Source organism: Pseudomonas sp. Sample_16 (assembly GCF_004307665.1).
In the GTDB taxonomy this organism is placed as follows: Bacteria; Pseudomonadota; Gammaproteobacteria; order Pseudomonadales; family Pseudomonadaceae; genus Aquipseudomonas.
This window is the reverse complement of record NZ_RCOB01000119.1, coordinates 1-18,863: the sequence shown is the minus strand read 5'-3', so window position 1 is coordinate 18,863 and position 18,863 is coordinate 1. Positions and strand designations below refer to the sequence as shown.

Below are 18,863 nucleotides of genomic sequence, written 5' to 3'. Positions count from 1 at the left end.
TGTCGATGTATGGGCTCGAGGATTACACCGTCGTTCGGCATGTGATGTTCAAGCATTAAAAGCATCGCGAGCAAGCTTTGCTCCTACAGGATTGATGTCGTTGGCAGGATGGGTGCACGCCACAAAACCCGTAGGAGCATGGCTTGCCCGCGATGGCGTCACCGCAATCTCAGGGAAGAAACCGACACCAGGCAGCACCAGGCTCCACACCAAAGAAGTCAAAACAATAACCACCGATCCGGGCGGCGCCTCCATGGCACCGCCACGGCCTCGGACATCCGAAATCTGCCGATTTCCCGGAGCAAACACACATGAGTGCATCACCCGATCTCTCTGCAGCCATTGCCGACAGCGATGCCGAGCAACTGCGCAAACTGGGGTACACCTCCAACTTCAACCGCAGCATGAGCCTGTGGGAAAACTTCGCCCTGGGCTTCACTTATCTCTCGCCGGTGGTAGGGGTCTATACCCTCTTCGGCTTGTGCCTCGCCGCTGGCGGGCCACCAATGTTCTGGGCTTATTTGCTGGTCGGTTGCGGCCAGTTGCTGGTGTGCCTGATCTTCGGTGAAGTGGTTTCGCAGTTTCCGATTTCCGGTGGCGTGTACCCGTGGGCTCGTCGCCTGGTGGGCAAACGCTGGGCGTGGATGGTCGGCTGGATCTACTCCATCGCCCTGTGCGTCACCATTGCCGCCGTTGCGGTAGGTGCAGGTCCTTACCTGGCCGCCATGCTCGGTTTTGAGCCGAGCAACAACACCAACATCGTCATTGCCCTGGTGCTGACGCTGTTCGCCACGCTGGTCAACCTGAGCGGCACCAAGACGCTGGCGCGCATCGCCATGTTCGGCTTTCTCTGCGAACTGGTCGGTGCAGTGATCGTTGGCGTCTACCTGTTGCTCTTCGAACGTCATCAGCCGATCAGCGTGCTGTTCAACACCTTCGACATCAGCATCAACGGCTCGTACCTGCCGGCATTCCTCACCGCTTCACTGGCGGGGATGTTCCTGTATTACGGTTTCGAAGCCTGCGGCGACGTGGCCGAAGAAACCCCGAACCCGAGCAAGAAAATCCCGGTGGCCATGCGCATGACCATCTACATCGGCGGCATCGCAGCGATGTTCGCTTGCCTGGCACTGATCCTCGCAGTGCCGGACATGCAAGCGGTGATCAACGGCACCGACAAGGACCCGGTCGGCACCATCCTCAACAACGCCTTCGGCCCGATCGGCTCGAAAATGGTGATGGGCGTGGTGATGATTTCCTTCATCTCCTGCGTGATCAGCCTGCAAGCGGCGGCGAGTCGTCTGCTGTACTCCTACGCTCGCGACGAAATGGTCATCGGCAGCCGGCTGCTGAAAAAGATTTCGCCTGCGACTCAGGTTCCGGTGGCCGCACTGTTCGTCTCCGGCGTCCTGCCGGCGCTGATCATCATTCTCGGTTTCTTCCTGCAAGATGCGGTCGCCACCATCGTCAGCTTCGCGGCGATCGGCATCTACCTGGCGTTCCAGATGATCGTGCTCGCTGCCCTGTACGCCCGCATGAAGGGCTGGAAGCCCAGCGGCAAATTCACCCTCGGCGCCTGGGGCTGGCCGGTCAACATCGGCGCCCTGGTCTACGGCGTCGGCGCCATCATCAACATGGCTTGGCCGCGTACCCCGGACGCCGCGTGGTACATCAACTACGCCATGGTCCTGAGCACGGCCATCGTGATTGGTTTGGGGTTGCTCTACATGTGGATTGCCAAACCGTATGATCACGGTACGGCGCCTGCGGGGGATGCGTGGAAGGTTAGTCGCTGATTCAAATCGCTCCGGGATCATGTGGGGTCCCGGGGCGAGCTCTGCCCATCGAGCAACCACTTTCGTCACCACGCAGCAAAATCATCAGATCATCCGTACGCCATTTGATATCGGCTTTACACCGTACAGCTTCGAAGCGATCCAGGGCTTCAAACTTACGCATTCGTTTTCACTATCAGTCATCACTCTGTTCCTGATGCACAGCGGTTAGGTGGATGAGAATTCGAATAGATAGCGGAAAAATTGCCCATCATGTGCAGCTTCTCTGCAGCCGGCACAAAAACAGGAAATTCCTACAGATCCGCCCTTCCTGAAAATCCCCCGATTCCTACAACAAGCGTCGCCAGAGTAGACTTGGCGCCGCGAGCGCCTGACCGATAGGCTTTGTCCCGTCGCTGCCAAATCAGCGATCCGGAGTCGAAGCCGGAACACGTCAAAACGGTGCTTGCGCGCCCCCATAGAACTGTGGCTGTTTTTGCCTTCAGTTCTGTTTTATGGCGGGCCGTGTGGCGCGGGCCTTTCGGCTTCCGTTTTGACCTGGAAGTGTCCCGACTTCGAACGCCACTCGGTCCGCCACCCAACCTGTCGAAGGGTTGGTGGCGACTTTCCAAACCAAAACGGAATTCACGCCATGCCAATGCATCCTCAAAGCTCGCCTAGTCCCTATTTCGATCCGACCGTCTTCACCCGCCACAACCGCTTCCTCCACGCCTTCATGCAAGACAACCAAGCCTGGTTCTGTGTCCAGGATCTTGGTCGCCTGATGGGCAAACCACTGAATGAACGTTTGACCCTGAAACTCGACCCCGACCAACGCCGCAAAGTCTGGTTGCTCAAGGACGGCAAAACAGTTGAAACCCTGATGGTCAGCGAATCAGGTATGTACGCCTTACTGGTTCACCACTTCGTCCCGGAAAACCGCAACCTGCGCCAGTGGTTGAGTAACGAGGTCATACCCTCGATGCGTGCCGCGAAATCAGAAACCATGGAAAACCTGCCCAGCCTTAGCTCATTGAATTGGGCCGGAGTCTCAGTGCCTTTGCTGCATTACCAACATCACGCCTGGATCAAGTGGCGCGACATGCCTGAGCTGATGCATGGACAGCGACCTTCTCCGGCTTTTAGGGCTTGAGTGCATGACCTGTGGCGAGGGAGCTTGCTCCCGCTGGACTGCGAAGCAGTCCTCGTTTTGAAGGTAAAGCGAGGGCCGCTACGCGCCCCAGCGGGAGCAAGCTCCCTCGCCACAGCAAGTTGATGGATCTGGCCAACGTAAAAGCCAAATGGCTTTCACGGTAACCAGCCCTGCTTCAAAACCTCGAAACACTCCTCATCGCATCCACCAGATACCTCATCGCGATCCGGTCGCTCTCCGACAACTCTCGATAGCGTTCCACCAGTTTCATTTCCTCACTGTTCAGACGACGTCTTCGCCGGCCGCTGGCCAGGCATGGAAAGATTCCCAACATTTCGGTGATGCCTTGTACTTTCGACATGGACGATGTCCTTCTCTACGTCAAAGAAAACTTCAGAAACCGCATCGCCCTAATCCTTTTTCAGCAGCGCCTCATGTCAGCTGAACCGCACCGGCCCGAAGGGCATAAACCGGTCATGTACACAGGATAGAAATAATCCGGGCGCTGAAAAGCGGTTTTTAGAGTAATTAGTCGAAAAAAGCAGAAATGCCCTGTAAATCAGAAGGTGCTGTCGGAAATGTTTCCCGACATGTCTTGTTTCATTGCCGCGCCAGCGTGGTGCCATCAATCATTTTTGCTCTGCAATCGAACGGTTTAAGCTAGCGGGCATCTGTTTTAAAGTCCGTTGCGTTTGGCCGAAGGCATGTCCGAACCGATATTTCTGATCCAGCACGTGCCAGGAACGGCGCGGGATTGTTAACGACAGGTTGTATTTATGCATCGCAGGAACTTGCTCAAAGCCTCCATGGCCATCGCTGCCTACACCGGTTTGTCCGCCTCCGGCCTGCTTGCCGCCCGCGCCTGGGCTACCCCCGGCACCGCCGATGGTGAAGCCAGGGCCTTCGATTTCGAGGCGCTGAAAGTGCAGGCCAAGCAGTTGGCCAGCAATCGCTATCAGGACACCAAACAAGTACTGCCACCGACCCTGGCGACGATGACCCCGCAGAACTTCAATGCGATCCGCTACGACGGCGATCATTCGTTGTGGAAGGACAACAAGGGCCAACTGGACGTGCAGTTCTTCCACGTCGGCATGGGCTTCAAGCAGCCGGTGCGCATGTACAGTGTCGATCCGAAAACCCGCATGGCGCGCGAAGTGCATTTCCGCCCGTCGCTGTTCAACTACGAAAACACCACGGTCGACACCAAGCAACTGACCGGCGACCTGGGGTTTTCCGGGTTCAAGCTGTTCAAGGCGCCGGAGCTGGACAAGCACGATGTGGTGTCTTTCCTCGGCGCCAGTTACTTCCGCGCAGTTGATGCCACTGGCCAATACGGCTTGTCGGCCCGTGGTCTGGCGATCGACACCTACGCCAAGAAGCGCGAAGAATTCCCCGATTTCACCAAGTTCTGGTTCGAGACGCCGGACAAGAACAGCACCCGCTTCGTGGTCTACGCCCTGCTCGATTCGCCGAGCGCCACCGGCGCCTACCGTTTCGACATCGATTGCCAGGCCGAGCGCGTGGTGATGGAGGTCGATGCCCACGTCAATGCGCGTACCGCCATCGATCAACTGGGCATCGCGCCGATGACCAGCATGTTCAGCTGCGGCACCCACGAGCGCCGCATGTGCGACACCATTCACCCGCAAATCCATGACTCCGATCGCCTGGCCATGTGGCGCGGCAACGGTGAGTGGATCTGCCGCCCGTTGAACAACCCGGCCACCCTGCAATTCAACGCCTTTGCCGACACCGACCCGAAAGGTTTCGGCCTGGTGCAGACCGATCACGAGTTCGCCAACTATCAGGACACCGTCGATTGGTACAGCCGCCGCCCGAGCCTGTGGGTCGAACCGACCACGGCGTGGGGCGAAGGCTCGATCGATCTGCTGGAGATCCCTACCACCGGCGAAACCATGGACAACATCGTCGCCTTCTGGACGCCGAAGAAACCGGTGGCTGCCGGCGACTCACTGAACTACGGCTACAAGCTGTACTGGAGCGCATTGCCACCCGTCGGCACGCCATTGGCGCGGGTTCATGCCACGCGTTCGGGAATGGGCGGTTTCACTGAAGGCTGGGCGCCTGGCGAACACTATCCACCGGTCTGGGCACGGCGCTTTGCCGTGGACTTCAACGGTGGCGGCCTGGACCGCTTGCCTGAAGGCACGGGCATCGAACCGGTGGTCACGTGCTCAAACGGCGAGGTCAAGGATTTCAGCGTGCTCAAGCTGGACGACATCAAGGGCTACCGCATCCTCTTCGACTGGTACCCGACCAATGACAGCGTCGCTCCCGTCGAGATGCGCCTGTTCATCCGTACCAACGACCGTACGCTGAGTGAAACCTGGTTGTACCAGTACTTCCCGCCCGCTCCGGACAAGCGCAAATACACCTGATGAACCGGTAGCACCCTGCCACCATTCGGTTTTCCGAACGCGACCTGCGGGTCGGTTCGGTTAACCGGATTTTTTCATCACCACAACACCGCCATAAATATTTAATTTCCTTATAAATCAATGCTTTGACCAATTGGCACTGGTCTGGCACGAGTCATGCTCTACACTTCTTCGACGAATGTCCTTTGCGCGAACTCACGTAGCGCCCAGGCATTTTTGCAGCACAAAAGGGCCGGCCAACTGGCTCCATAAAAAAAACAATGTCGAGGAAAATTTGATGCGCATCGTTCCCCATATCCTGGGCGCAGCCATTGCTGCCGCTCTGATCAGCACGCCAGTTTTCGCCGCCGAACTCACCGGCACCCTGAAGAAGATCAAAGAGTCCGGTGTCATCACCCTGGGCCATCGCGACGCTTCCATTCCGTTTTCCTATATCGCTGACGCTTCCGGCAAACCGGTCGGCTACTCCCACGACATCCAGCTGAAAGTCGTCGAAGCCATCAAAAAAGACCTCGACATGCCGAACCTCCAGGTCAAATACAACCTGGTGACTTCGCAAACCCGTATCCCGCTGGTACAGAACGGCACCGTGGACCTCGAGTGCGGTTCCACCACCAACAACGTCGAGCGTCAGCAGCAAGTCGACTTCTCCGTCGGCATCTTCGAAATCGGTACTCGCCTGCTGTCCAAGGCTGACTCCAAGTACAAGGATTTCGACGACCTCAAAGGCAAGAACGTCGTGACCACCGCTGGCACCACGTCCGAGCGCATCCTCAAGGCGATGAATGCCGACAAGCAAATGGGCATGAACGTCATCTCCGCCAAAGACCACGGCGAGTCCTTCCAGATGCTGGAAACCGGCCGCGCCGTTGCGTTCATGATGGACGACGCCCTGCTGGCCGGTGAAGCAGCCAAGGCCAAGAAAGCCACTGACTGGGCCGTGACCGGCACTCCACAGTCCTACGAAATCTACGGCTGCATGGTTCGCAAAGGCGACGCGCCGTTCAAGAAGGCTGTAGATGACGCCATCAAGGCCACCTACGCGTCGGGCGAGATCAACAAGATCTACGAAAAATGGTTCATGCAGCCAATCCCGCCAAAAGGCCTGAACCTTAACTTCCCGATGAGCGACGAGCTCAAGGCCTTGATCGCCAATCCGACCGATAAAGCGGCTGACGACAAGTCTGCGGAAAAAAAGTCCTGATTTCTGACTAACCTTATCTCCTGACAGGGCCCAGGCCCTTTCAGGAGGTTGTCACTCCCTGCTGGCATTTTAGGAAACACTCGGACCGGTGGCTGTCGAGCCGATCGCGTGTGCCTGAACATCGAGTTCAGGCGGGAACGGAGCTTCCCCAAGCGGGTACTTGTACATCGATCGATCTGAGGGGAGACCCTAATGAATTACAACTGGGACTGGAGCGTGTTCTTCAAGTCCACCGGCGTGGGCAGCGAGACGTATCTCGACTGGTACGTGTCCGGTCTGGCCTGGACCATCGGCATCGCCATCGCGGCCTGGATCATCGCCCTGACACTGGGTTCGATCCTGGGTGTCATGCGTACCGTGCCGAACCGCATCGTATCGGGCATCGCCACCTGCTACGTCGAACTCTTCCGCAACGTGCCGCTGCTGGTGCAGTTGTTCATCTGGTACTTCCTGGTGCCCGATCTACTGCCGGCTGACCTGCAGGAGTGGTACAAGCAGGACCTGAACCCGACGACCTCGGCCTTCCTCAGCGTGGTCGTGTGCCTCGGCCTGTTCACCACCGCCCGCGTTTGCGAACAGGTGCGCACCGGTATCCAGGCGCTGCCAAAAGGCCAGGAATCCGCGGCCCGCGCCATGGGTTTCAAGTTGCCGCAAATTTACTGGAACGTGCTGCTGCCCCAGGCTTACCGGATCATCATTCCGCCGCTTACCTCGGAATTCCTCAACGTCTTCAAGAACACCTCCGTGGCCTCGCTGATCGGTTTGATGGAGTTGCTCGCGCAGACCAAACAGACCGCCGAGTTCTCCGCCAACCTGTTCGAAGCCTTTACCCTGGCCACGCTGATCTACTTCACCCTGAACATGAGCCTGATGTTGCTGATGCGTCTGGTCGAGAAGAAAGTCGCCGTGCCGGGCCTGATTTCCGTAGGGGGTAAATGATGGAATTCGACTTCTCGGGCATCATCCCGTCCCTGCCGGGCCTGTGGAACGGCATGGTCATGACCCTCAAGCTGATGGCCATGGGCGTGATCGGCGGGATCATCCTCGGCACCATCCTGGCGTTGATGCGCCTGTCCCACAACAAGTTGCTGTCGAACCTGGCCGGCGCCTACGTCAACTACTTCCGCTCGATCCCGCTGCTGCTGGTGATCACCTGGTTCTACCTGGCGGTGCCGTTCGTCTTGCGCTGGATCACGGGCGAAGACACGCCGATCGGTGCGTTCACCTCGTGCATCGTCGCCTTCATGATGTTCGAAGCGGCGTACTTCTGCGAAATCGTCCGTGCCGGTGTGCAGTCGATTCCCAAGGGCCAGATGGGTGCTGCCCAGGCGCTGGGCATGTCCTACGGCCAGATGATGCGCCTGATCATCCTGCCGCAAGCGTTCCGCAAGATGACGCCGTTGCTGCTGCAACAGAGCATCATCCTGTTTCAGGACACCTCGCTGGTCTACGCCGTCGGTCTGGTGGACTTCCTCAATGCGTCGCGCGCCAGTGGCGACATCATTGGCCGCTCCAATGAGTTCCTGATTTTCGCGGGTCTCGTGTACTTCATCATCAGCTTTGCCGCCTCGCAGCTGGTCAAGCGTCTGCAAAAAAGGTTCGCCGTATGATCTCTATCAAAAGCATCAACAAGTGGTATGGGGACTTCCAGGTACTGACTGATTGCAGCACCGAGGTCAAAAAAGGCGAAGTGATCGTGGTGTGCGGGCCATCCGGTTCCGGCAAATCGACCCTGATCAAATGCGTCAACGCCCTGGAACCGTTCCAGAAAGGCGACATCGTGGTCGACGGCACCTCCATCGCCGACCCGAAAACCAACCTGCCGAAACTGCGTTCGCGCGTGGGCATGGTGTTCCAGCATTTCGAGCTGTTCCCGCACCTGACCATCACCGAAAACCTGACCATCGCGCAGATCAAGGTGTTGGGCCGCAGCAAGGAAGAGGCCACCAAGAAAGGCCTGCAATTGCTCGAACGTGTCGGTCTCTCGGCCCACGCCCACAAGCACCCGGGCCAACTGTCCGGTGGTCAGCAGCAGCGTGTGGCGATTGCCCGTGCACTGGCGATGGACCCGATCGTCATGCTGTTCGACGAACCGACCTCGGCGCTGGACCCGGAAATGGTCAACGAAGTGCTGGACGTCATGGTGCAACTGGCCCACGAAGGCATGACCATGATGTGCGTGACCCACGAAATGGGCTTTGCCCGTAAAGTGGCTGATCGCGTGATTTTCATGGACCAGGGCAAAATCATCGAAGACTGCAAGAAAGAAGAGTTCTTCGGCGACATCAGCCACCGCGCCGAGCGGACGCAGCACTTCCTGAACAAGATTCTGCAGCACTAATCAGCAACTGGCTTTGCTCCTTGTGGCGAGGGAGCTTGCTCCCGCTGGGTCGCGCAGCGGCCCCGAAACCTGTAAATGCAATTTTTCTGACACACCGCATTCATCGGTTTTACGACTGCTTCGCAGCCGAGCGGGAGCAAGCTCCCTCGCCACAGATTCTTCGTTCGGCAGGAACCAGAGCAAGCCCGTTGCCATGCTGGTTGACCCAAGGCATCTGTGATGAAATGCGACCCCGAACTCTACCGCGCCACGTCGCCATCACTCGCCGTGAAACCTCGTCTGATCCGCCATCTGTTCCTGCCGCCGCTGATCATCGCGCTGATGATCGGACTGGGTTACATCGGCTTCTGGGTCAGTGAACACTACGGCATTCGCAGCCTCGGCGAAAACGGCCAGCGCCAGCTGGAGCTGCACGCCCGCGCCGTCGAAAGCGAAATCAGCAAATACACCTACCTGCCCAGCCTGCTGGAACTCGAAACCAGTGTTTCGAAGCTGCTGGCCGACCCGACCCCGGAACACCGGCAAACGGTCAACGATTACCTTGAAGGCCTGAACCGGCGCAGCCGCAGTCGGGCCATTTATGTGATGGACACCACCGGTCGCGTCATGGCCACCAGCAACTGGCGCGATGTCGACAGCTACCTGGGTGAAGACCTGTCCTTCCGTGCCTACTTCCAGAACGCCGTGCGCGGCCAGCCCGGGCGCTTCTACGGCATCGGCAGCACCAACGGCGAACCTGGTTACTACCTGGCCCATGGCCTGGAAGAACACGGCAAGATCATCGGCGTCGCGGTGGTCAAGGTGCGTCTCGAAGCCATGGAAGAACGCTGGCAACGGGCGCGTCTGGAAGCCTTCGTCAGCGACGAGAACGGCATCATCATTCTCTCCAGCGATCCGGCGCGCCGCCTCAAGTCAGTAGTGCCGCTGAGCGATGACACCAAAGAAAAACTCGCCCGCAGCCTGCAGTACTACTGGTTTCCGCTGAACGAATTGCAACCGCTGGCCCGGGAAACTCTGTCTGAAGGTGTGGAAAAACTCACCTTCCCGGCCAACAGTGAACTGGTTTCCGACGACGAGAACATCAGCTATCTGTCACAGACTCGGCCACTGAGCGACACCCCCTGGAACTTCACCCTGCTGACACCGCTCCAGGATCTGCGTCGCGAAGCGATCAATCAGGGGATTCTGGTGGCCGTGGCATTTGCCCTCGTGGCGTTCCTGCTGATTGCCTGGAACGAGCGGCGCAAGGTCATCGCCACCCGCCTCGCGGCCCGGGAAGCCTTGCAGGAAGCCAACAATCAACTGGAGCGTCGGATTACCGAACGCACCGTCGACCTGCGCGCCAGCAACGAGCGGCTCAAGGGTCAGATCCGCGAACGCCGTCAAGCCGAAGAGACTTTGCGCCGTGCCCAGGATGAACTGGTGCAGGCCGGTAAACTCGCGGCGATCGGCCAGATGTCCACCAGCATCGCCCACGAACTGAACCAGCCGCTGGCGGCGTTGCGCACGCTGTCCGGTAATACCGTGCGCTTTTTGGAACGTGGCCAACTCGATGTGGCCAGTACCAACCTCAAGACCATCAACGAACTGATCGACCGCATGGGCCGCATCACCGCCAGCCTGCGCTCCTTTGCCCGACGTGGCGACGACAAGGGCCAGGCGTGTCTCGGCAAGGGCGTGGACGCAGCCCTGCAATTGCTCGGTAGCCGAGTGGAAAGCATCGCCCTGCAATTGCACCGTCACTTTGAAGATGTGCAGGTGCAAATCGACCAGACCCGCCTCGAACAGATCCTGGTCAATCTCATCGGCAACGCCCTCGACGCGATGCAGGCGCAACCGCAGCCCGAGTTGTGGCTCGAAGGCGAAACCTTCGATGGCAAGTATCGGCTGCGGGTACGTGACAACGGCCATGGCATCGACGCCGAAGCGCGCAAGCATTTGTTCGAACCGTTCTTCACCACCAAACCCGGCGAACAGGGCCTTGGCCTTGGCTTGACCCTTTCCGCCAGCCTGGCCGCCGCCACCGGCGGTCACCTGGGTGTCGAACACCCGGCCAGCGGTGGCACCGCATTCGTTCTCAGTTTACCGTTGGTAAGCCCCCTTCCCGCCGAGCCAATATGAACAACGACCTTAGTGTATTGATCGTCGAAGACGACCCCCACGTGCTGCTTGGCTGCCAACAGGCGCTGACCCTGGAAGACATTCCGTGCGTAGGTGTCGCCAGTGCAGAAGAAGCCCTCGAGCGGGTCGGCGACAACTTTGCCGGCATCGTCATCAGCGACATTCGCCTGCCGGGCATTGATGGCCTGGAGTTGCTGGGCCGCCTCAAGGAGCGAGATCGCAGTTTGCCGGTGGTGCTGATTACCGGCCACGGCGATATTTCCATGGCCGTCGGCGCGATGCAGAAAGGCGCCTATGACTTCATGGAGAAACCGTTCTCCCCGGAGCGCCTGGTGGACGTAGCGCGGCGCGCGCTGGAGCAACGCAGTCTGGCGCGGGAAGTCTCGTCGTTGCGTCGGCAACTGGCCGAGCGCGACTCCCTCGAAGGGCGGATCATCGGCCGTTCGCCGGCCATGCAAAACTTGCGCGAATTGATCGCCAACGTCGCCGATACATCGGCCAACGTGCTGATCGAGGGCGAAACCGGCACTGGCAAGGAATTGGTTGCCCGCTGCCTGCACGACTTCAGTCGTCGGCACACCAAGCAATTCGTGGCGCTGAACTGCGGCGGCCTGCCGGAAAACCTGTTCGAGAGCGAAATCTTCGGCCACGAGGCCAACGCCTTCACCGGCGCCGGCAAACGGCGAATCGGCAAGATCGAACACGCCGACGGCGGCACGCTGTTCCTCGATGAAGTGGAAAGCATGCCACTGCCCTTGCAGATCAAACTGTTGCGAGTATTGCAGGAGCGCACCCTCGAACGCCTCGGTTCGAACCAGAGTGTGGCGGTGGATTGCCGGGTGATCGCGGCGACCAAATCCGACCTCGACGAATCGAGCAAGGCCGGCGAATTCCGCAGCGACCTGTATTACCGCCTCAACGTGGTAACCCTGGAACTGCCACCGCTGCGTGAGCGCCGCGAAGACATCCTGCAATTGTTCGAGTATTTCTTGCAGCAGTCGTCCTTGCGCTTCGACCGTATCGCACCGGAACTGGATAACCAGACCCTGTCGAACCTGATGAGCCACGATTGGCCGGGTAACGTGCGCGAACTGCGCAACGTCGCCGAGCGCTTTGCCTTAGGCCTGCCGGCATTCAAGAAACCCGGCGCAAGTGGCAGCGCCCAAGCCCTGGCGTTCGCCGAAGCGGTGGAAGCGTTCGAACGCAACCTGTTGAGCGATGCCTTGCAGCGCAGCGGCGGCAATTTGACCCAGGCCAGCCAGGAACTCGGCATGGCCAAGACCACGCTGTTCGACAAAGTGAAGAAGTACGGTTTGAGCCACTGATTCACCAATCCCTGTAGGAGCCGGCTTGCTGGCGATGGCGGTATGTCAGTCAGCATTGATTTGACTATTAGACCGCTATCGCCAGCAAGCCGGCTCCTACAGGTTTGGGGTTTAGCGTCCGTACACTTTCTCAAGCTGCGCCTGGGTCAGCGCGTCCTCGAACGGCACCGGTACGGACTTCACCGCGCCGTAAAGATTGCGGTAACGCCAATAGTTGCCGTTGTTCGCCAGTTGATAGCCACGTTCGACCACACGCCGGCCATCGAGCACGTAACGCAAGGTTTCCTGAGCGGCCGGTGGCGGAGTCGGTTGCATCAAGTCCGTGGCCAGCACGCGCATGGACTCGTCGATGCACTCATCGAGCACCGCGGTGACTTTTGCCAGTTCAAGGCCACCGTCATCGACACATTGGCTACCGCAACGACGGATCGGCTGGCTGGTCACTTCGATGCGCATGCGGTACAGCGGCGACCCGGCGATGTCCTGGACCTGAACCTGATTGACCAGGACAAAACTGCCGCGATCGGGGGTCAACATCAGTTTCGGCTCAATCAACAAACGCGCCGTCACCTGCCCTTCGCCCTGCTTTAATCCGGCCACTTGCGCGGCATGCTGATAGCGTTGCTGCAAGCGCTCCTGCAAGGGTACGCCGGCAAGCAGATCCGCCATGGGCCGTGAATCCTTGAGGGCGGACTTTTCCGCATCACGCTGCAAGGTACCGCTGCCCATCTGGGTATTGACCAGACTGGCTACCAACACCCCCGCCAACCCGGCGCTGGTGCCCGAACTGAGCAACAGCGCCTGACTCGAAGACGCAGCCTTCAACGCCTCTTGGCTGTCAATCACGGTGCTGGCGCCGACGAAGGCTTGCGTTACCTGCACATCGACCTTGAGTCCGTGTGCTTGAACATAAGGCAACGCCCCGTGGTCCTTGAAACCGGCCTCGGGAGCCGGCTTCTGCGCACAGCCAGTCACCATCAGCAGGGCCAGTGCGCCGGCCGCTACGATTGAGCGCTTCATTTGGCGAACGGGGTGATCATCTGCTGACGGCTGTTATCCACAGCCTGGTAGAACGCGTTCGACAAGTTGGTGTAGGTCGGTTCGTCCCACTCTCCCTGTGCCGCTTGTACCGCGACAAATGGCTGGAACCACAACAGTTTGTTGTCGGCCAGATCAACCACCATGCCCTGCCCGCCCACCTGCGCCATCGGCACGCTGGTCGGCACGATGCTGTAGTAGCTGCGGGTCGCACCGGTGGCGGTGACGTACACCAGCAGCAAGCGATCGATACCGTACTTGGCTTTCATCGGGGTCAGGTCTTTGATCGTGTAGCCTTCGCGAAATTTGGTTTCCTTGTAGGCCTTCAGATCAACCTTGTCGTCGATGCGCTTGGCTTTGTAGCCCTTGGCTTGCAACTTGGCGACGATGGTATCCGGCAGGGTTTCGAAATCGCGCACTTGCCAGGTTTTGACGTTGTCGCTGAGCTTGCTGTTGACGCCCGCGTTGATCGCGTAATCGAGAAGCCCCTGATTGCCGGTCAAGGCCAGTACTGGCGGCGGCAATTCGCTGATTGCGACGCCGATGGTCGGCTCCTTGGCATCCCAGAATTGTTGGTCGAGCGGTACGGGAGGTTGGACGTTGGCGCAGCCGGTGAGGGTCAGGCAGGCGAGCAAAGTGACTGCAGCGAGGGTGCGTAGAGCGTGAAAAAACATGGATCAAGTCCCTATGATTGAAAGTCGCTGTCTGTATCGACAGCGACGACGCAAACAATAGTGGCACATTGATATATTTTTGACGACAGTGTTTTGTCAGCTGACAGCAAGCCCCTGTGGTCACGGGTTACAAGAGGTTGTGCTCGGCCACCGGCTCGATCTGCGCCCAATGGGAAGTGTCGTCGCGATGTTCGCGCAAATACGGCAGCACCGCCGCCAGTAACGGCGCCTTGAACGCTTCCTGAAAACGATGGGCCAGGCCCGGAATCAGCTTCAACTGACTTCCACGCAAATGCGCCGCCAGGTGCACGCCATGCATCACCGGCAGCAAAGGGTCGGCGGTGCCATGCACCACCAGCGCCGGCACCCGCAATTGGTTAAGCAGTGCCACCCGACTCGGCTCGGCGAGAATCGCCATGATCTGCCGCTTCACGCCTTCGGGATTGAACGCCCGGTCATAGGACAATGCCGCTTGATGCAGCAGTGCTTCACGATCATCGGCCACCGTCGGACTGCCCAGCGCCGCCAGCAAATCGGCCTGTTGCTCCAGCGCGACCTGGCGGTTGGGCGCTCCACGCCGCGACAGCAATTGCACCAGCGCCGCACTCGGTGCCGGCAAGCCCTCGGCACCGGAAGTGGTCATGATCAGGGTCAGGCTCTCGACCCGTTGCGGCGCCATGGCCGCCATGTGCTGGGCGATCATTCCGCCCATGCTCGCACCCAGCACATGGAACTGCTCGATGTGTAACGCGTCCATCAGGCCCAGGCCGTCGTTCGCCATGTCGGTCAACGAGTACGGTGCCGACACCGGCAGACCGAGTTTGTAGCGCAGCACTTCAAACGTCAGGTTGGCCTCGAGCGGCGTATGCCGCCAGGTCGACAAGCCGACATCGCGATTGTCATAACGGATCACGCGAAAGCCCTGCTGACACAACGCGACCACCACTTCGTCGGGCCAGTGAATCAATTGCCCGCCCAGCCCCATCACCAGCAGCAGCGCCGGGTCCGAGGCACGGCCGATGCTTTGATACGCCAGGCTCACCTGATCCAGATCGACTCGCTCGGTCGGTACATCGACATCGCAACGAGACGCCGCCAAGGACGGCAGGCCGAACAGACATGCGGCCAAAAATACTATTCTCGATAAAAAAACACGCATGAAAAACACCAAAACGCAGAACCCCAGTAGAGCGCGAGTCTGATGAAGTTTGTTCAAGCGCGCTGCCACACTTCCATGACAGTTTGATGAAGAGTGCCGGGCGGTCATTTTCCAATCAGTAAGATCGCCGCCTGCGGCAGCTCCTGCGGGTGTTTAGATTTCCCCGCAGGCGGAGATCTTCCGATCTTCGTCAAGCCAACTGACTGCGCAACTGTCGCGCTGCCGCCACCATGTTCACCAACGCCGCCTCAGTCTCCGGCCAGGCACGGGTTTTCAGACCGCAATCGGGGTTGACCCACAAGCGTTCGGCCGGAATGCGCTGTACCGCTTTGGCCATCAGCTTGACCATTTCCGCCGTGTCCGGCACCCGTGGCGAGTGGATGTCATAGACGCCCGGGCCGATGTCGTTCGGGTAATCGAACGCCTTGAAGGCTTCCAGCAGTTCCATGTCCGAACGCGAGGTTTCAATGGTGATCACATCAGCGTCCATGGCCGCGATGGCTTCGATCACGTCGTTGAATTCGCTGTAGCACATGTGGGTGTGGACCTGGGTTTCATCACGCACACCGCTGGCGCTCAGGCGGAATGCATGCACGGCCCAGTCCAGATACTCCTGCCATTGCGCCCGGCGCAGCGGCAGGCCTTCACGGAACGCCGCTTCGTCGATCTGCACGATCTTGATCCCGGCAGCTTCCAGGTCCAGTACCTCATCACGCAGGGCCAGGGCCAGTTGCTGCGCCTGGACTTTGCGCGAAATGTCTTCGCGCGGGAACGACCACATCAGCATGGTCACGGGACCGGTGAGCATGCCTTTCATGACTTTGTCGGTCTGGCTCTGCGCATAGCTGATCCAGTCGACGGTCATGGCTTTCGGGCGGCTCAGGTCGCCGTAGATGATCGCCGGTTTCACGCAACGCGAACCGTAGCTCTGGACCCAGCCGAAACGGGTGAAGGCATAACCATCGAGTTGCTCGGCAAAGTACTCGACCATGTCGTTGCGCTCGGCTTCACCGTGCACCAGCACGTCCAGCCCCAGATGTTCTTGTACCTGTATCGAGTGACGGATTTCGTGACGCATGGCGTCGGTGTAGTCGTTCACCGACAGCTTGCCTTGCTTGTGCGCCTGGCGGGCCAGACGAATCGAAGCGGTCTGCGGGAACGAACCGATGGTGGTGGTCGGGAATGCCGGCAGTTTCAGGCGTGCCCGCTGCTGCTCGATGCGCTCAGCGAACGGTGACTGGCGCTGGCTGTCGTTCGGGCCTATCGCCGCGATACGTGCCTGTACTTCGGTTTTGTGGATGCGTGGCGACTCGGCGCGGCTGATCTGAATGGCACGACTTTCGGCCAGGGCCGCTTGCACCTTGGGCGCCTGAGGATCGTTCAAGGCATCACGCAAAACCGCGATTTCGCCACACTTTTGCACGGCAAAGGCCAGCCAGCTTTTCAGTTCCGGGTCGAGCTTGTCTTCACGCTCCAGATCCACCGGGCTGTGCAGCAGCGAGCAGGAACTGCTGACCCACAGGTTGTCGCCAAAGCGCTCCTGGGCAAACTGCAGTTGTGCCAGCACCGGCTCCAGTTCGCAGCGCCAGACGTTGCGACCATTGACCAGCCCCACTGAAAGAATCTTGTAGATCGGCAGACGGTCGAGCACGTGCAGCAGTTGATCCGGGGCACGCACCGCGTCGATGTGCAGGCCTTGCACCGGCAGGCCGACGGCCAGACCGAGGTTGTCTTGCAGGCCGCTGAAGTAAGTCGCCAACAGTTTTTTCAGCGGCGAATATTGAAGGATGTGGTAAGCGCGTTCGAAGGCGTTTTTCCACGCTTGCGGCAGGTCAAGGGTCAGGATCGGTTCGTCGATCTGCACCCACTCCACGCCTTGGGCGGCGAGGCGACCGAGGATTTCGCCATAGATCGGCAGCAGGCGTTCCAGCAGGTCGAGTTTGTCGAAGTCGTTGCCTTTGGCTTTGCCCAGCCAGAGATAAGTCAACGGGCCGATGATGACCGGTTTGACGGTATGGCCCAGGGCCTTGGCTTCCTCGACTTCGTCGAACAGTTGTTCCCAGCTCAATTTGAAGGACTGGTCAGCCGTGAATTCCGGGACCAGGTAGTGGTAGTTGGTGTCGAACCACTTGGTCAACTCTTGCGCATACTGCGCCTGGTCATGTTCGCCGCCGCAGCAGGTCGCGGTGGCGCCCCGGGCCATGGCGAACAGCGTGTCGAGGGTCGGCAGGCCGCGCTCGTCCCGGGTGTTGTCGAAACGCTCGGGGATCACGCCGAAGGTCAGAGAGTGGGTCAATACCTGGTCGTACCAGGCGAAGTCGCCGACCGGCAGCAGGTCGATCCCGGCGTCCTTCTGCAATTGCCAGTGGGTGGCGCGCAACTGGCGGCCGACGCTGTTCAGCGCGTTCTGCTCGATGTCGCCCTTCCAGTAGGCCTCGAGGGCTTTTTTCAGTTCGCGGTCAGCGCCGATGCGCGGGAAACCAAGGGTGTGGGCCACGGCCATGTCGAAGGTGCTCCTGTGTAAATAATGGCGCTATTGTCGACAGCCAGGGCAACATGAGACAAACTCAACCTTTTCGTGTTGATCACAAGTTTTACTCATGGAGCCCCACGGTGCTTGAAATCCGTCACCTCAAGACCCTGCACGCCTTGCGCGAAGCCGACAGCCTGGTGGATGCGGCCGACCGCCTGCATCTGACCCAGTCAGCCCTGTCACACCAGTTCAAGGAACTGGAGGAGCGCATGGGCATGCCGCTGTTCGTGCGCAAGACCAAACCGGTGCGTTTCACCAGCGCCGGATTGCGCCTGCTGCAACTGGCCGACGCTACCCTGCCACTGCTGCGTGCTGCCGAGCGTGACATTGCGCGACTGGCCGGTGGCACCGCCGGGCGCTTGCACATGGCTATCGAATGCCACAGCTGCTTCCAATGGCTGATGCCGACCATCGACCAGTTCCGCGATGCCTGGCCGGAGGTCGAGCTGGACCTGGCCTCGGGCTTCTCCTTCGCCCCGCTGCCCGCCCTGGCCCGTGGCGATCTGGACCTGGTGGTCACCTCCGATCCGGTGGACCTGGTCGGCATCACCTACGTGCCGTTGTTCACTTACGAGGCGATGCTCGCTGTGGCCAACCAGCACAAATTGGCCAGCAAGGCGTACATCGTCCCTGAAGACCTGCTGACGGAAACCCTGATCACCTACCCGGTGGAACGGGATCGCCTGGATATCTTCACGCGCTTTCTCGAACCCGCCGACGTCGAACCGGCCCAGGTCCGTACTTCGGAACTGACGGTGATGATGATGCAACTGGTGGCCAGCGGACGCGGTGTGTGCGGCATGCCCCACTGGGCGCTGCATGAATACAGTTCACGGGGCTATGTGAAGGCCAAGCGGTTGGGTGAGAAAGGCTTGTTTGCGACGCTGTATGCAGCCATTCGGGCGGACATGCTGGATGCGCCGTATATGAGGGATTTTTTGCTGACGGCGAAAGACACGTCGTTTTCAACGCTGGACGGGGTTAGCGCAGTCCGCTAAAACGACGAATCCCCTGCAGGCGCGAGGCTTGCCCGCGAAGGCGCCTTACCCGATCGTTCCCATGCTCTGCGTGGGAACGCAGCCAGGGACGCTCCGCGTCCCCTCCAGAGCCGAACGCGGAGCGTCCGTTGAGGCGTTAC

General features: G+C 59.5%; 16 protein-coding genes. 10 read left to right on the top strand and 6 right to left on the bottom strand.

Features of this window, described 5'->3' with window-relative positions:
* Window positions 1–48 precede the first annotated feature (48 nt).
* Complete coding sequence (locus tag D8U69_RS16670; RefSeq protein ID WP_130904405.1) at window positions 49–255, bottom strand: hypothetical protein; 207 nt, start codon at window positions 253–255, stop codon at window positions 49–51.
* A 56-nt stretch (window positions 256–311) separates the two neighbouring features.
* Between D8U69_RS16670 and D8U69_RS16665 the strand changes: the two genes are divergently transcribed.
* Window positions 312–1,796: an amino acid permease gene (locus D8U69_RS16665; protein WP_130907750.1), complete on the top strand. Its 1,485-nt coding sequence runs from the start codon at window positions 312–314 to the stop codon at window positions 1,794–1,796.
* Window positions 1,797–2,427: 631 nt separating this feature from the next.
* Window positions 2,428–2,928 carry a Bro-N domain-containing protein gene (locus D8U69_RS16660; protein ID WP_130907749.1) on the top strand — a complete coding sequence of 167 codons (501 nt, stop codon included), beginning with the start codon at window positions 2,428–2,430 and terminating at the stop codon, window positions 2,926–2,928.
* Window positions 2,929–3,103: 175 nt separating this feature from the next.
* On the opposite strand, the gene D8U69_RS16655 is transcribed toward D8U69_RS16660, so the two are convergent.
* Window positions 3,104–3,289, bottom strand: a complete 186-nt coding sequence (locus tag D8U69_RS16655) for a hypothetical protein (protein WP_056855252.1) — start codon at window positions 3,287–3,289, stop codon at window positions 3,104–3,106.
* A 415-nt stretch (window positions 3,290–3,704) separates the two neighbouring features.
* Between D8U69_RS16655 and D8U69_RS16650 the strand changes: the two genes are divergently transcribed.
* From D8U69_RS16650 to D8U69_RS16615, 7 genes are all read left to right on the top strand, one after another.
* On the top strand, window positions 3,705–5,330 hold the full coding sequence (locus tag D8U69_RS16650) for a glucan biosynthesis protein D (protein ID WP_130904408.1): 1,626 nt from the start codon (window positions 3,705–3,707) through the stop codon (window positions 5,328–5,330).
* A 277-nt stretch (window positions 5,331–5,607) separates the two neighbouring features.
* Window positions 5,608–6,534 (top strand): glutamate/aspartate ABC transporter substrate-binding protein, encoded by a 927-nt coding sequence (locus tag D8U69_RS16645; protein WP_130907748.1) that lies wholly within the window; start codon window positions 5,608–5,610, stop codon window positions 6,532–6,534.
* Window positions 6,535–6,726: 192 nt separating this feature from the next.
* The gene (locus D8U69_RS16640) at window positions 6,727–7,473 is read left to right on the top strand and encodes an amino acid ABC transporter permease (protein WP_056855249.1); all 747 of its coding nucleotides are present in this window, start codon (window positions 6,727–6,729) and stop codon (window positions 7,471–7,473) included.
* Window positions 7,473–8,144: an ABC transporter permease subunit gene (locus tag D8U69_RS16635; RefSeq protein ID WP_056855248.1), complete on the top strand. Its 672-nt coding sequence runs from the start codon at window positions 7,473–7,475 to the stop codon at window positions 8,142–8,144. The genes D8U69_RS16640 and D8U69_RS16635 overlap by 1 nt, the downstream gene beginning before the upstream one ends.
* The gene (locus tag D8U69_RS16630; RefSeq protein ID WP_015093699.1) at window positions 8,141–8,875 is read left to right on the top strand and encodes an amino acid ABC transporter ATP-binding protein; all 735 of its coding nucleotides are present in this window, start codon (window positions 8,141–8,143) and stop codon (window positions 8,873–8,875) included. Before D8U69_RS16635 ends, D8U69_RS16630 begins: the two co-directional genes overlap by 4 nt.
* A 219-nt stretch (window positions 8,876–9,094) precedes the next feature.
* On the top strand, window positions 9,095–10,996 hold the full coding sequence (locus D8U69_RS16620; RefSeq protein ID WP_130907747.1) for a sensor histidine kinase: 1,902 nt from the start codon (window positions 9,095–9,097) through the stop codon (window positions 10,994–10,996).
* Window positions 10,993–12,321, top strand: a complete 1,329-nt coding sequence (locus tag D8U69_RS16615) for a sigma-54 dependent transcriptional regulator (protein WP_130907746.1) — start codon at window positions 10,993–10,995, stop codon at window positions 12,319–12,321. Before D8U69_RS16620 ends, D8U69_RS16615 begins: the two co-directional genes overlap by 4 nt.
* 111 nt (window positions 12,322–12,432) lie before the next feature.
* Here D8U69_RS16615 and D8U69_RS16610 read toward each other — a convergent pair whose 3' ends face one another.
* From D8U69_RS16610 to metE, 4 genes are all read right to left on the bottom strand, one after another.
* Window positions 12,433–13,341, bottom strand: a complete 909-nt coding sequence (locus tag D8U69_RS16610; RefSeq protein ID WP_056855245.1) for a hypothetical protein — start codon at window positions 13,339–13,341, stop codon at window positions 12,433–12,435.
* Window positions 13,338–14,033, bottom strand: coding sequence for a hypothetical protein (locus D8U69_RS16605; protein WP_056855244.1), 696 nt, complete (start codon window positions 14,031–14,033; stop codon window positions 13,338–13,340). Before D8U69_RS16605 ends, D8U69_RS16610 begins: the two co-directional genes overlap by 4 nt.
* Before the next feature lie 127 nt (window positions 14,034–14,160).
* On the bottom strand, window positions 14,161–15,192 hold the full coding sequence (locus D8U69_RS16600) for an alpha/beta hydrolase (protein WP_130907745.1): 1,032 nt from the start codon (window positions 15,190–15,192) through the stop codon (window positions 14,161–14,163).
* A 190-nt stretch (window positions 15,193–15,382) separates the two neighbouring features.
* The gene (metE, locus tag D8U69_RS16595) at window positions 15,383–17,695 is read right to left on the bottom strand and encodes a 5-methyltetrahydropteroyltriglutamate--homocysteine S-methyltransferase (RefSeq protein WP_130907744.1); all 2,313 of its coding nucleotides are present in this window, start codon (window positions 17,693–17,695) and stop codon (window positions 15,383–15,385) included.
* 110 nt (window positions 17,696–17,805) lie between these two features.
* Between metE and metR the strand changes: the two genes are divergently transcribed.
* Entirely contained in the window at window positions 17,806–18,723 is a 918-nt protein-coding gene (metR, locus tag D8U69_RS16590) for a transcriptional regulator MetR (protein ID WP_056855241.1), read from the top strand.
* The last annotated feature ends 140 nt before the right edge of the window (window positions 18,724–18,863 follow it).